Raw genomic sequence first — 14,906 nt, 5'->3', positions numbered from 1 at the left:
TTAATCTTCCAAACCATTCTTGGCAACTGTATGTCTTAATTGCCATTCTTCTTTTTCGTTTTTGCCCCATAAATGCGGAGATCTGAACTTATCACAAAGCTCATGAAAACGATCAGGTTTCATATCAATATACTCCATAACTTCATCAAAATATCTGTCAGGGAATTCTCCATCAAATCGGTTGACAAGAGCAACACCTTCTTCTCTTGTGATATGTTTATTTCTTATTTCTTGAGCTGCATCATATGTAGCACGACCAATTCCGAATTTAATGAAAGTTGTATAAAAATGTAAGTCATCTATCTTATCATCAATACCACTATATTTACTATATGTTCCTTGTGTTCTATGTGGTCTAGCTTTAAAGCCCGTGTTTTCAACAGCATAATAATAAACTTCTTGTGGTGTCCATTTTAAATAATACCCTAAGTAATGAACTTCTACATTAGATTGCTCTAGTTCTTTGGTTGTAGGAGGGAAAAAAGACATCAAATCACTTAATCTTACATCATGCTTTTCCATTAATTCTTTAACAGAAACTCCTGCTAAATAAATCTCATCTAATTTTTCAAAACTATAATAAGATTTATCTCTTAAGGAACTGGTATTATCTGCTAAAGGGTTTCCATATTCAGCTTCATTTTCACCATAAAATATTAAATTAATTCCATATCTAGCCGCTACTTTAGGTGCAAGATTTTTTTGCCCCAGAATAAATGTTTGAAATGGATGCATTAAATTTTCAATAGATAATTTGGTTAGTAATTTCATTACTTTTCCATTACGATAAAAAGAAATGTTATCAAACCCACTATCTAACCAGTTTTTCCAGTTTTTCAAACCATAATCTGTGTATAAAATTGGTGGCCATGTTACTGTTAATGGGTTCATGCCATACTTGTATTTTAATACATGCGCTTGATAAGCACTATCTTTACCTCCACTTCCTGGAACTAAACAATCATAAGACCCATCGTTCTTCCTATACTTGTCTAAGAGTTTTACTAACTCTTCTTCTCTCATCCCCCAATCAATATTGTCTTTTATTTCTGCTGTTCTACATGCATCACAGACACCATCTTCATCAAAATTCATGGTGGTTTTTTTACTGTCTTTAGTATGTTTAAATTCTATAGCAGATGTAGGCCTTTGATTAGACATTACACATTTGGTGCAAAATTTTACTTCTTCTGGTAAGCCATAGAATGCTTGGTGTTTTTTACTTTCTGACATTATATTAAATTATTTATTGAAGCCCAGTTTTTATATATAGACAATCCTTTTTCTCCACTTTTTTCTGGATGAAATTGAGTTGCAAAAATATTATCTTTTAAAATAGATGAACAAAATTCTATTCCCGAATAATTTGTTTTGGTTAAAATACAACTTTCACTTGTTGGTTTAACAAAATAAGAATGTATGAAGTACATAAATTCGTTATTTTTTAATTCAACGAAAGCCGTGTTTTCCCATTCTTGATTAGCCGAATAAATTTTGTTCCAAGTAATATGCGGCACTTTAACTTTAGAGTTTTCAAAATTTTCGGGAAACTTTTTTATAACTCCAGATATTATGTTTAAGCCTTCTCCTGCACCAAATTCTTCACTTTTAGAAAAGAGTAATTGCTGACCTAAACAAATCCCAAATAAGGGATTTCCATTGTTTGTTTTTTCTTTAATTGCAGAAACAAGGTTTAATTTCTTAAGGTTATTCATACCTTCAATAAATGCTCCTACACCAGGAAGAATTAAAGCGTCTGCGTTTAAAATATCTTCTCTATCAGAACTTATCTTAGCATCTATACCGACTGTATCACATGCTTGTTTAACACTAAACAGGTTTCCTAATTTATAATCTATTATGACTACCTTCTTATTTGTCATATTCTACATTCGATTTCATGGTTGACTAAATCTTGTTTTAATTCTTCAATACTACATGGTTCAAAAGTATGAAAACTCCTTTTTTGTTTTAAAAATTCTACATTTCCTTCATTCTTAGAAACATTGGTTTCATTTTCTTTTATATAATGGTAATGTAATAAGGATGACATCATTACTGCATCCGAATCTCCTTTTTTCAATATGTCTGTAACATGCTGTGTTTTACCAGCGCCTCCATGAGCAATTACAGGAATACTAACCATATTACTTATTTTAGATACTAAATCTATATCATACCCTTGACCAGTTCCTTCATTATCTACAGATGTAATTACAATTTCTCCTGCACCTAATTCGTCTATTCTTTTGGCCCATTCAAACACGTCTACACCAGTATATTCTCTACCATTATCAGTATATGCCAAATATCTACCATCTGACTCTTTTATAGCTTCTATTGCGACAAGGATAGTGGATGAACCAAACATTCTGGATGCTTGTTTAATTAAATCGGGATTCTTAATCGCAGCGGTATTTAGGCAGACTTTATCTGCCCCTACTCTCAATACATCTTTTATATCAGAAATTGTCCTAAGGCCACCACCAACGGTAATAGGGATAAAAATACTCTTTGCTGTTTCAGAAATAATATCATGCAAGCTATTTCTTTCATATAATGAAGCAACTACATCCATAAACATTAACTCATCTGCTCCTTGATCATAATAGTATTTTGCAAAATCTGCAGGTTTACCCAATACCCTTAATCCTTCTAGATGAATTCCTTTAACCAAATTAGGTCCTTTTATATCTAGTCTAGGTATTATTCTAACTGTTTTCATTCTATATTTTCTATATTTTAGGCATACATATTTCTAAAAATGAATTGCCTTTGTTTTTTGATTAAACAATTTGACAATTAAGATTTTTTTTAAGTATATGCTAATGCCCATTTAGAGGCAGCTAAACTACAAAAAAATATGCTAAACTTATTCTTTACTTACATCTTTATACTAAGAATTTTAAAGAATATTTACGCCATTAACACGACTTTTTACTGTACGTTTTTAACACTATTTACACGATAACATTTATATTTTTCAATTTTTATCTTCTTTTAAAAATATTGTTCTCTTCTTTATTTATTTTAAGTATTTCTTCAATAGATTCAGCACTTAGTAAAGAAGAAATTTGCCAAGTGATTTTACTATCACCTCTATAACCATATTGTCCCACATTGATTTTATCTATCATAATATCTGGCAGATTTGTAGAAGACACAAAGTATTTTGATTGTTTAAAGGTAAATGAGGAAACATTGTTTTTAAAATCAAAGGATGGGCTTTTAGATTCTGATTCTCCTAATAGAGTTTTATCTCTTGGATAAAGATGTAGGAAAAATCTACTTTCTTTTTGGATTTCAGAAATCGAACCTTTGCGCAGAAATACTATTTTAGTATGTTCTCCAAACTTAGCAATATATATTTTGTAAATACTATCTCCATAAATTGGCCTTTGATCTAATAATTTTACAAATTCAGAATTTGCCAATTCTTTAGCTCTTGTATTTTCTTCTATATCTTTTTTATATTGATTTTTCTTTTGTACTTGAAAAAAAATAATTGCCATTAATAAACTTAAAAAAACAATAAAACCTGATTTTTTATAGAATAGAGAAGTATAATTTTTGGAGGGAATTTTTTTTTTGTTTTTTCTAGTCATTAAACATTAATTACAGTTCGACTTCCTTAAAATTTCAATAAAATTAAGCTATATTATTATTAATACGTTATTAGAATGTTATTTGATCATGAATAAAATCTATCCCTTGAACATATTTTGAATTCTTCGATAACCGTGTATTAAACTGTTGCGTGATTATTCTGGAATCCACATCTTCATTAATACTATATTTTAATTCTAAAACTATAATACTTTCGTCAATAGTTCTTCTAGAATCTTTATAATTTATGTAATTGGGGTTAAAGAACTCTTGATTGTAATCCAAAGTTACTCTATATCTTCCACAAAAAGATAAAAAATACCTACGCTCATAAGAGCTTAAAAGCGCTGGTTGTAGTTGATAAAACTTATTTTTCATCGCCAGATTGTCTTCCAGCCTGTTTATAATTATATTTTGCAATTCTGATGGAGTATTAGTATCAAGATTAAAGGAAAAGTTCGTAAACTTATGTCTTACCTTATCTCCAACCTCACCTTTTTTCTTTTTAATTTCTATTGTAGGGTTTTCAATCAACGAAAAATCTTGCCCATACCATCTTAATCTATACTTTAATCTTTCACCAACACCAATAACATTTTGTCTATAAAAACTTAAATCATTATCATCAAAATATACATTATTAATCTTTCTTTCTTCAAAGATTTCAGTGAAACAAAAACTGTTCAAATATAGTTTCTGAATCAAATCGTTTAGGTGAATTTTAGAAAAAACAAACTTTCTTTCAAATCTAAGTTCATTGTTTAAATCTTTATCTACTACTTTTACCATATTCCTTTCCGTACATTTTTTCTATTACTTTGGAGCTTTTTGTTTCCATAAAAACTCTATCGATCGATAGTTTAGAGTTTTTTTCAATCAAGTAATCTAGTTCATTATTTAACAATTTTATATCAGATACAGCTATTGATCCAGGTCCAAATTCACTTTTCTTCTGAAAGCATGAAAAAGCCAATCGAGAATTTGAAATATTAACGTCATTTAATACAATATGAGATAAATCTTTACTCACAATACCAATTTCCCCTCCAGTTATTCTCACTTTTTCGCCCGACAATTTACTATCTTCACCTATACTAATTGCTTTATCAGAAGGTTTTAAGATATCTATATTACTTATTTTTAAGCTTGATCCTGAAACATCAATGCCATCATTGCCTAAATTAACAAATTTACTATTAACAATACTTCCTTTTACAAAATCCCCATCAAAAGCATCTGACATTGTATTACGAAAAACAGAAGAATCGATATGAAATTCTGATCTAATAATATTAAGCCCATCCTCACTTCGATTGTTTTCAAATACTGAATTTGAAATATTGACATCAGACTCATTAAAATTTACAGAACCAGATAGACTCCATTCTGATGATTTTGGATTTGAAAGATTGTTAAAATTGCAATATTCTAGGATTGATTTCTCTTTTGCATTAGAAATAAAAATGCCGCATCCGGTAGCATCTGAAGAGAAAAAATTAATAGGAGATTCTTTTGTTCCCTGACAAAATATAGGAGAGAAAGAAACTAATGAGGCTTCATCTTTTAAGTCTAAACTAAATCCTTTTTCTACAATAACTTTATAGCCAGACGGAATACGAATAGTTGTATTTGTAATATGTTTCCCCGAATTAAAGTAAATAATACTATCCTTTTTGTTTAATGAAATAAAATCAAAAGAATCAAGATTGAATGATGAAAATTCTTTATAGTAAGTAGCAAAATCAGTATCCTCTTTTGTATAAGGTATAATTTTATCAGATCTTTTGTAACCAGATCCTAGTATATTATAATTAAGATTTATTTTTGCTAAGTCCTTAGGGTATCGAAATTCTCCCTTTTTGTTTTTTTTTGAAACAAAAGCATTTATAAATGAATCTTCTAAAATAAAACCTACAACCCTTCGCTCTTTTGGGTAAATAATAATATTGTCAGAAAATGATTTTGATAAAGCTTTCCCTTTTTTTGTTTGCAACCCGTTAATTACAACTGGAAATCCAGAAATATTTTCAATATCAACAAACATTTGCCTAGAGTCATGTGTATACAAATATGAAACAATAGTATTAGAAGGATAGATTTGCTTTTTGATAAAATTAATGTTGTGTTCTAAAATAGAAATATCAAAGTTGGTATTGTACTCAGAATTCATATTTGATATTAAGGAGTTTAACTCCTTAAAATTTATCAAATTTTGTAAAAATTTATCACTACTTACTATTCCTAGTTTCTCAATCAATTTTTGTTGATATAATGTATCTTTTCCATGAAAAGGATAATTCAATATATGATCAATTTTATGACCCGAATCTGAATCATATGAGATCGGTTCTAACTTACTTGTTATCGGATTATAGTATATCCTTAAATTGTGCCAGATCAACCCATGCTCACCTCCAAACAGGTTGGATAGAGCAACAAAAAAAGTTAATTTGTCTACATCGAAGGCTTCAGAAATTTTTAAATTTCCATTTCTTAATTCATTCAGAAGGTTTTTAGCCGTTTTAAATTGTTTTGACAAGTTAGGAGAAGTTAATACTTTATTCTCATTAAAAACTCTTATCGGAGCATTCATAAATGAATGAAGGTCTTTAGAATACGAATCCGCAGACAATTTTAATTTTTGGGTCTTTTTTCTATCATCCCATAAAAATGATTCGTCAAAACTAATTATTATCCCTTCTCTTCTTTTATTGTTCTCAATTAATAATTTATCAAAAGATTCTTCAATAGCCATGACACCCATATTTTTGAGGTCAACGTTACCATCTCCTTCTACTTGAAGGCTCACATTCAAAAAATCATATCTTAAACCAATTAGATCATTTTCTTTTGATGTTTTATTAAATAACCACTCCCAAACATAATTTCTAACTTTTGGATGTTGAATTGAAAATTTCCTCATTCCAAACAAAGTTTTATCATCTTCTAACTTAATTCGGAACGACCATTTAAGAGGATCAATTAAATGATCTGTCCAATCACCTTTCAAGCGTATTTCTGCTTTTATATTTTTAGAATTTCCTGACCAAACTTCAGCTTTAACTAAATCACTATCTTCAGAAGATAAAATACCTACTTCTAATGCTTCTTCTCTTTTATCTGCTATTTTAGTATACGCTTTCTTCTTTAATGAAATAACTAATTTCTTAAAATTATTATTTAAAATCTCCTTAAGAAAAAGTTCATCTATTTTTAGTTCATTAACTTGATATGATTTTTTTGCTGTAGTAGAATTATATCTTCCTGTATTAAAATAATCCACGTTGTTTATTTCGAGATCTTTATTAACAAAAGGGATTTTAAATATATAATACTTTGATTCATTGATTACCAGTTCTACTGGTTCAAAATTTAATCCCAAATTAATAAAAGGACCATTTTCCAATTTAGAATTATCTTTCAAATGTATATGCACATATACCCGATCTGTTTTTTGTACGGCGTTTAAAGAATCTTTATATATATAATACAAGGTTGGTGCACCAAAAGAATTATTAAAGTATAAAGAACATTCGCGATCTTTGTGAATCAAATTAATATCCTCAACGATCATTTCCTCTATACCTTTAGTGTCTAATAACGCAGAATGCGTCTCGATAGAATTACTCTTATTATTTTTCTTACTATTTTTATCGTTTGATCTCTGGCTTAGAGAAAATATAACTAATAGAATCAATATAATTCCTGGTAGTATAAACTTAGCAAATCCAGTTTTTTTAGTATGTATTTTCATAGTATGATCTGATTTAAGTTATTAAAAAACATCACTTATATAATACTATCTATGAAAGTTACATTCATTTTTTTATCAATATCACTTAATTCTTTCGAGATTGTTTGAAGAGCATTTAAATCAGTAACATTTATTAAGAAATTCAAACTCAAGTTGTCTTCTGTTGAGTTTAATCTCTTTATTTCTAACTGATTCGAATTATTTTTCAAAACAGAACTAACCATATCTACAATAGTGTTATTATCTTTTTCATTAGACGATAAGCTAATAATGATATTTTGGGTTAATGTTCCTTTCATTTTATTTCTATTCAGAAAAATAATTATAATTGCTAAAACTATAAAGCCTGCTAATGTTGGAATTAATTGATTAGCACCAAGGCCTAAACCAATAGCTATTGCAATAAAGAAAAAACCCAACTCTTCAGGTTCTTTAATCGCTGTTCTAAATCTAACAATCGATAATGCTCCTACCAAACCTAAAGAAAGTGCTAACGAGGATTTCACAATTGTGATAATTAAAAAAGTTGTTACTCCTATTATAATTAACACCCGAGAGAGTTGGTCTCTATTAGACATTGAGTTTCCGAATTTAATATATAGCCTTGAAAGAATATAAAGTAAAACGGAGGCGGTTACAATATTGATTAAGAAAATTGAAATTGAAAAATTTTCTTGGATATTTAAATTAAATTGATTTAATAATTCGTCCATGATTCAATAGAATAATAATGTTTACTTAACAATAATTTAAAATATAGCAAAATTACATTTTCTGTCCAACTAACACCGCCTTTTGATCACTAAAGATAGTTAAAGGCTCGGTATAGGATTCTTAAAGCCAGTACAATGGCTCGAAAATGAAATTGATATACTATATTTTACTAATTGGTTTTTTTATAAACTTAGCAGTAATGCATTCAATTGAAGTGCTATTATTTAATAGTTTACTCAATAGTAATTGTAATATTGCCTGCGCGTAAATCATTTAATAGTATACAACCCCCAGCAACAATTGGAAAAATATAACTTTTGGCACTAAGAACATATACTCCAGGTGAAAGAGTCCCATTCAATAAAAGTCGATCTCCACTATTATTATTTTGGACAATCTCCCCATTAGCTTGATTATAAATGGATATTAATGGATATCTGTCTGATGAAGACCCATCATCGGTTAGCTCAAACGTTATATTATAATTCACATCATTCTCTACCGTAAATGTATATTCTATCATTTCATCAATGACCTCATTTTCTTTATCATAGCTTACTACATTTGTATAAGGCAGAGATAGTGTTCCTAAATCTACATTGGTCGCGGTAACATTAAATACTTTTGAGACAGCACTTTCTCCTCCTCTTCCATCTCTTGCCGTTATTTTGAACTCAACTTCCTCGAAGCCTGAAAAATCAGGAAATTCGGCAGGTAAATTTAATTCTGTTATATTCCTAAAATTTCCAACTCCATCTTTAAATCCTGAAAACCCAGGGAATGTTTCAACTCCTTCAGAAGGAAGATCCCATATTAATCCTCCAAAATTCATTTCATATGAAATTTTATCTCCATCTGAATCTGTAGGTAGATTAAAGGAAAAATTAATAAATTCTCTTTGATCCCTACGATCATCGCTGCATCCCCTAGAATAATAAAATTCAAGAATCTCGAATGAGGTTGGATTAGTATTTTCATCATCACTTGAACAACTTAAAAGTGTAATAGAAAATAACGTTAAAAAAACTATTTTTTTCATTTTTTGATAATATTAATTAATGTATTATACTATATAGATGCTACTTTATAATAAAAGTATATTAGTTTTGTGAAATTTAATAAAGAGAACAACATATTCTACGTAGTTATCTTTTCTCGTACAGAATATTCGCCATAACTAATAGTTATACTAATTAATGTACTACATCATATAAATGTTACCATCTAAGAGCTGTTTTTTTAAATTAAAAATCAATCTTATATTGCTGTCCACCCACCATCTACCATTAGATTATGTCCTGTTATAAACGAAGCTTCGTCTGATAACAAAAAAGTAATTGCCGGAGCTATTTCATGAGGTTGTCCCAGGCGTTTTAGAGGTGATTTATACTCGTATCTTTCTATAAAGGATGGATGCTGGTTATCTTTAATCCCGCCTGGAGATACACAATTTACTCTAACATTATGTTTACCATAATAGGAAGCCAAATACCTGGTGAAATTAATAATACCTCCTTTTATTGCCGAATACGCAGCAGGAGAGGTACCACCATACCCTTCGTAAATAGTGAAATCGTTACCAACGACTCCATAAATAGAGGATATATTTACTATAGAACCAGATTTTTGCTTTTCCATTACTTTTAACACCTGTTGGCAAATAAAAAAGACACTGTTCATTTGCGTATCGACATTTTTTCTCCAAGAATCTATGGGTACGTCTTCAAACTTATTCCCCCAATCTTTGGTACGAGGATAGGCATTGTTAACCAAACCATCTATTCTTCCGTGTTTTTTAATCACAGAATCTATCAGTTCAAGAATTGATGTTTCAGAGGTAACATCACAAGCATAGTCATTGGTTTCAATATTAGTTTCGGCATTAATATCTGCATTAATAACGATTGCTCCATTATCTTTTAAGTGTTTTAAAATTGGCTTTCCTATTAAGCCGCTTCCTCCCGTAACAATAATTACTTTATTTTTTAATCGTTCTGTAAACATATTTTTAGTATTTCATAAGCTTCATCAACTGTATTGAATTCTTTTTTCTTTGCAATAACATGATCCATAAAAAATCGTAATTGATCTTCGTATGTATCTACTATTGTTTTCGCAGAATCAAAAATAATATCATCATTTCTGTAGACTTTATTTTTTAGTATATCCACCAAAATCGTTTCCTCTTCTAAGACTAATTCTAAAGTTCGTTTTGGATCTCTACGATAATAATTTAAAACAATACTTGCATTAAAATTGGAGTAATCCAAGGTATAATTGGCATAGTCAAATGCGGTTATATCTAATGAGGATTTATTAGAAAACACTTTAGACACTTGTAAAGGTTTTCCAAGTAACCAATACGCATAGTCAATTTCGTGAATCAAATCTATATGCACTCCTCCCCCTTGTTCTTTGTTTGCACTGTAGGTAGATTTATAATCCCTGCCTGGTCTCCAATCGGGTAAATAAGAACCACAGTATATGTTGACTTCGTTAATTCTTTTATTAGCTATATAATCCTTTGTAAATCGTAAACAATCTAAAAACCTAAGATTACAGGCAACATAAGTGATTAATTTATTTTGTTGTATTTCTTTAACAACCTCTCCATTATCCAATTCAGAAAAAAGAGGTTTTTCAATAAATAGAGGGATTTTAAAAGGAATAAGGTTTATAATAGTTTTATGATGAGCAAAAGTGGGGTTAGAAATAATTACAAAATCAGGTTTGATTTTTTGTAATTCATCCAAAGAAAAGATATTGCTTATACCTGCTGTTTCATCTGTTTTTTTTGAAGAACGTAGTGCATAAAATCGGGCATCAGGTTTGATTTTTTTTATAGCCGAAATATGTTTTGTAGCTATCGAACCTAATCCTATTATTAATACATTCATATCTCAAAATCTAATTTATTTGCTGATAGAAGAAACTCCATCATATCAAAGTCTATTGGTTCATCTATATCAAAACAGATATGATCCATTAAGAATAGTAAACTTTTATCGGTTATTGCAGATCTTAATTTTTGATCAAAAAATGCTTTTCTATAGATGTAAAACGAAGCATTCATATCATATACTACCGGAGCAGCTTGTCGTGATTTACTATCACTCTGTTTAACCAATTTGCAAAAACCATCTTCCTTGAGCTCTACAACATTAAAATAAGGGTTCTTATGTGGTTTTGAAACCGAAAAAATATTTAATGCTTCTTTATTTTGTATAAATATTTTAAATGCTTGCTGTAAATCATCAATAGTTCTCATTGGGGAAGACACATCGAGGTCCAGCAGAATATCATACTTTTTTTGACGTTGCTCTTCTTCGTGGTAAAGAATATGATCCAAAACATCAATTTTACCAACGGTGTCATTTGCTAAAAAATCGGGACGTGTATACTCTGAGTTCAACCCACATGATGCGGCTACCTTCTTTATTTCTTCACTATCTGTAGACAGTGCAATATCCACATTATCATGAAGCTTGGCAAACATCACTGCGTGTTTAATAGAGTAATCAATTACTGGTCGCCCATTAAGGCTCTTTATGTTTTTACCAGGAATTCCTTTTGAACCGCCTCTAGCGCATATTGTAATTAATATATTTTCCATTAGTGTCCCAGGTGTTTTATAAAGTTTTTGGCATACTCATAATCTACAGGCTTACCTATATCTATCCAATATCCCAAGATTGGATTATAAATTAGTTTTCTATCCTCTTTAACAATTTTTTCCATTAAATCTGTAATATCAAAAAACTGATTTTTAGGAATCTCTTTTATCAATTCTTTTTTAAGTATATATATCCCAGCATTAGACTGGTAGATAAAAGATGGTTTTTCTCTGAAATTTTTGACATAATTTCCATTGGTTTCAAAAACTGCATATGGGATATCGACTTTATATTCTGTAGAAGCTACAGCCATTTCTGCATCAGATTCTAATAGTGTTAAAAATAAATCCTGAAAATCAACATTTGTAAATAAGTCACTATTCATTAACAACACATGGCTAGAATCAAATTTATCTACCAATGATAATGCTCCAGCAGTTCCTAGTGGTTTATCTTCCCATACATATTCTATAGAGATTCCTTTTGAACTACCATCTCCAAAATATTCTTCGATCTGTTCTCCCAGGTACTTAACCGATATATAGATTTTTTGAATCCCATAGGATATTAATCTATCAATATTATGTTCAATAATTGGCTTATCTCCCAAACACAACATTGGTTTAGGTACCTTATCGGTTAGTGGACTAAGTCTTTTTCCTCTACCCCCAGCCATAATCATGCATTCTAATGGTAATACTGCTTTTATTTTATCTAAGTCTAATAACTCAACATATTGCTTTTTTTTATTAAGAACTGGTAATATTTTTACGTTTTTTTTGCGATACTCATTTAGGTTAATAAAAGAGTACCCTTCTTCAATATAAGTAAAGCTTCTATTGCAAACCGAATCTATAGTCTCGTAAATATTTTCATTTTGCGCCAACGCACGTCTTATATCACCATCGGTTAATGTTCCTATTACTTGTTGCTTGTCATCCTCAACAAAAAGAATTAATCGGCTTACATCCTTAATAGAGTTTAGTCTATTTAAGGCGTCTAGGATAGTCTTACTCTTATTGATTAGTATATTACTCATATGTATTTAATATTTTTATAAAACTATAAATCATAAAATGACTTTTTAATGTCCTTTATCTTAACTGTTTTAAGTATTTCTATAATTTGAGATGTCGTTGTACCGTTGCCATAAATATTTTTTTGTCGCTGTATGCTTTTAATAAACTCCTTGTCAAAAGCTTGTTGTATTGCTATATCAATAGCATCAATATTGGGTTCGCAATTAATAACACTATCGGGCATTAGTCTTCCTTTTTGTCGATCTCCTATATTAACTGTTGGTTTTTTAAAAATTGGCACCTCATAAATTCCACTAGAAGAATTTCCTATAACAACATCTACATATTGTAATGCCGATAAATATCGTAACTGTCCTAACGAGGTAAAGGCTACAGATTTTTCTGGTTTTTTTGACACATAATCATCTATCATTTCGATAATTATCTTACCATCTTTATCAGAATTAGGTTTAGTAAATATTAAGGTAGTATCTTCTAACTTATCTAATGATGTTAAAAGTTCTTCGAATTGTTTTTTTGCAGTTGCTTTTTCGAGTGTTACGGGATGAAACGTAATTAATACATTCTTTTTATTTAGCTTATAATCAATTGATTCTTCGAATTCTGTTACATTAAGTAGTTTTAAGCTTTTTATACTATCAATTCCTATTGCTCCTACATTAAAAACCCGATCAGGAGATTCTCCTAGTTGTATCACTCTTTTTCTATATACCTCTGCAGAGGTAAAATGTAAATAACTCATTTTGGTGATTGCATGCCTGATTCCTTCGTCATAAGCTCCTTCTGTCGTTTCGCCACCATGCAAATGTGCTATCGGTATTCCTTTTATCATTGCAGCCGTTGCAGCTGCTAATATTTCTGAGCGATCTCCCAATACTATTATAAGATCAGGACTTAGTTTTTCATAGGTATCTGCAAAACCAATCATAGCTGTTCCTATAGCCTTAGTAATTGCTTCTGCAGAATCCCCGGATAGGTGATCCTCTACTTTGCTATCGATAACAAAGCCATCTTGTTCTATCTGAGTATAGGTAAGGCCAAACTCTGGTGATAGATGCATACCGGTAACCACTAATTGCAAATTAAATTCAGAATCATCGGTTATTGCCTGAATAAGAGGTTTTAACAACCCGTATTCTGCTCTAGTACCTGTTATGACCGCAATATTCTTCATATCAAATCGTCTTCTTGGTAATCTCTTAATGCTTTTGTTCCTATTACATTATCCCATTTCATAGGAGAAATACCACTACCTGGTCTTTTTACAGTTATGTTATCATCTGTGAAAATATCTCCTAACTGTATTGATGTTTTAGCAACTATACTTTTTCTTGCAATTTCTTTATTCTTTTTTTCACTATTACTGGGTTCTTTTCTACCATGACCCAGCGCTTCTTCGATATTTCTAATAGCGGTCACCATTGCTTTTAACTCTTGTGGTTCTAGAGAAGCTTTATGATCAGGGCCTTCCATAGTTTTGTCTAGTGTAAAATGTTTTTCAATAACCGTAGCGCCAAGAGCAACAGCTGCCACTGGTATTTCGATACCCAAAGTATGATCAGAATATCCAATAGGAACATTAAATGTCTCTTTAATGGTATTCATAGCTCTAAGATTAACATCATGCATTGGTGTAGGATACTCGGTATTACAATGCAATATGGTGATACTAGATATACTTGCACCCGCTCCAACCACAACATGAACAGCTTCTTCTATTTCTTTAAGATCTGCCATTCCTGTTGAAATAATAATTGGTTTACCAAGGCTTCCTATTTTTCTTAGATATGGTAAGTTGGTTATTTCGCCTGAAGGAACTTTAAATACATCTATATTTAATTCATTTAAAAAATCTATACTTTCTAAATCAAAACCGGTAGATAAAAACTTGATATTTTTTGAATTACAATACTGTATTAATTCGAGGTGCATGTCTTTACTCAATTCTAGCTTTTGCAACATGGCTAGCTGTGATTCTGATGCATTACCCGTATTTTCTTTTTGATATGTAGCTTTCTGAGCATTTTTGCTCACTAGTTTTTTAGAATTAAACGTCTGAAATTTCACATAATCTACTCCGGCAATAGCAGCTGCATCTATTAATTTCTTTGCTAGTTTAATATCTCCATTATGATTTACACCCGCTTCGGCTATGATAAGAACTCTCTCTGGATTCAT

The 14,906-nt window shown here is 30.2% G+C and carries 14 protein-coding genes; all 14 read right to left on the bottom strand.

Annotation, left to right across the window (positions count from 1 at the left end; genetic code table 11):
- The 14 genes from AAFU52_RS08890 to neuB all read right to left on the bottom strand — a co-directional run bounded on the left by AAFU52_RS08890 (position 1) and on the right by neuB (position 14,906).
- Positions 1-1,233: an N-acetyl sugar amidotransferase gene (locus AAFU52_RS08890; RefSeq protein ID WP_438426169.1), complete on the bottom strand. Its 1,233-nt coding sequence runs from the start codon at positions 1,231-1,233 to the stop codon at positions 1-3.
- Positions 1,233-1,883 carry an imidazole glycerol phosphate synthase subunit HisH gene (gene hisH, locus AAFU52_RS08885; RefSeq protein ID WP_438426168.1) on the bottom strand — a complete coding sequence of 217 codons (651 nt, stop codon included), beginning with the start codon at positions 1,881-1,883 and terminating at the stop codon, positions 1,233-1,235. Before hisH ends, AAFU52_RS08890 begins: the two co-directional genes overlap by 1 nt.
- The gene (gene hisF, locus AAFU52_RS08880; protein WP_438426167.1) at positions 1,880-2,725 is read right to left on the bottom strand and encodes an imidazole glycerol phosphate synthase subunit HisF; all 846 of its coding nucleotides are present in this window, start codon (positions 2,723-2,725) and stop codon (positions 1,880-1,882) included. The genes hisH and hisF overlap by 4 nt, the downstream gene beginning before the upstream one ends.
- A 265-nt stretch (positions 2,726-2,990) precedes the next feature.
- Positions 2,991-3,512 (bottom strand): hypothetical protein, encoded by a 522-nt coding sequence (locus AAFU52_RS08875; protein ID WP_438426166.1) that lies wholly within the window; start codon positions 3,510-3,512, stop codon positions 2,991-2,993.
- Positions 3,513-3,675: 163 nt separating this feature from the next.
- A complete protein-coding gene (locus AAFU52_RS08870; RefSeq protein ID WP_438426165.1) occupies positions 3,676-4,395 on the bottom strand; it encodes a polyphosphate polymerase domain-containing protein in 720 nt (239 codons plus the stop codon).
- Complete coding sequence (locus AAFU52_RS08865) at positions 4,376-7,360, bottom strand: hypothetical protein (RefSeq protein ID WP_438426164.1); 2,985 nt, start codon at positions 7,358-7,360, stop codon at positions 4,376-4,378. Before AAFU52_RS08865 ends, AAFU52_RS08870 begins: the two co-directional genes overlap by 20 nt.
- 35 nt (positions 7,361-7,395) lie before the next feature.
- A complete protein-coding gene (locus AAFU52_RS08860; protein ID WP_438426163.1) occupies positions 7,396-8,073 on the bottom strand; it encodes a DUF4956 domain-containing protein in 678 nt (225 codons plus the stop codon).
- Positions 8,074-8,306: 233 nt separating this feature from the next.
- Positions 8,307-9,113, bottom strand: coding sequence for a hypothetical protein (locus AAFU52_RS08855; protein ID WP_438426162.1), 807 nt, complete (start codon positions 9,111-9,113; stop codon positions 8,307-8,309).
- A gap of 218 nt (positions 9,114-9,331) precedes the next feature.
- Positions 9,332-10,078: an SDR family oxidoreductase gene (locus tag AAFU52_RS08850; RefSeq protein WP_438426161.1), complete on the bottom strand. Its 747-nt coding sequence runs from the start codon at positions 10,076-10,078 to the stop codon at positions 9,332-9,334.
- Positions 10,060-10,971, bottom strand: a complete 912-nt coding sequence (locus AAFU52_RS08845) for a Gfo/Idh/MocA family protein (RefSeq protein ID WP_438426160.1) — start codon at positions 10,969-10,971, stop codon at positions 10,060-10,062. Before AAFU52_RS08845 ends, AAFU52_RS08850 begins: the two co-directional genes overlap by 19 nt.
- Positions 10,968-11,687: an acylneuraminate cytidylyltransferase family protein gene (locus AAFU52_RS08840; protein WP_438426159.1), complete on the bottom strand. Its 720-nt coding sequence runs from the start codon at positions 11,685-11,687 to the stop codon at positions 10,968-10,970. The genes AAFU52_RS08845 and AAFU52_RS08840 overlap by 4 nt, the downstream gene beginning before the upstream one ends.
- Complete coding sequence (locus AAFU52_RS08835) at positions 11,687-12,727, bottom strand: nucleotidyltransferase family protein (protein ID WP_438426158.1); 1,041 nt, start codon at positions 12,725-12,727, stop codon at positions 11,687-11,689. Before AAFU52_RS08835 ends, AAFU52_RS08840 begins: the two co-directional genes overlap by 1 nt.
- A gap of 23 nt (positions 12,728-12,750) precedes the next feature.
- Positions 12,751-13,902 (bottom strand): UDP-N-acetylglucosamine 2-epimerase, encoded by a 1,152-nt coding sequence (gene neuC / locus AAFU52_RS08830; RefSeq protein ID WP_438426157.1) that lies wholly within the window; start codon positions 13,900-13,902, stop codon positions 12,751-12,753.
- Positions 13,899-14,906 carry an N-acetylneuraminate synthase gene (gene neuB / locus AAFU52_RS08825; protein WP_438426156.1) on the bottom strand — a complete coding sequence of 336 codons (1,008 nt, stop codon included), beginning with the start codon at positions 14,904-14,906 and terminating at the stop codon, positions 13,899-13,901. The genes neuC and neuB overlap by 4 nt, the downstream gene beginning before the upstream one ends.

Source organism: Aquimarina macrocephali, from assembly GCF_051627225.1.
Lineage (GTDB): Bacteria > Bacteroidota > Bacteroidia > Flavobacteriales > Flavobacteriaceae > Aquimarina > Aquimarina macrocephali.
The sequence above is the reverse complement of the archived record's forward strand: the minus strand, read 5'-3'. Positions and strand labels throughout refer to the sequence as shown.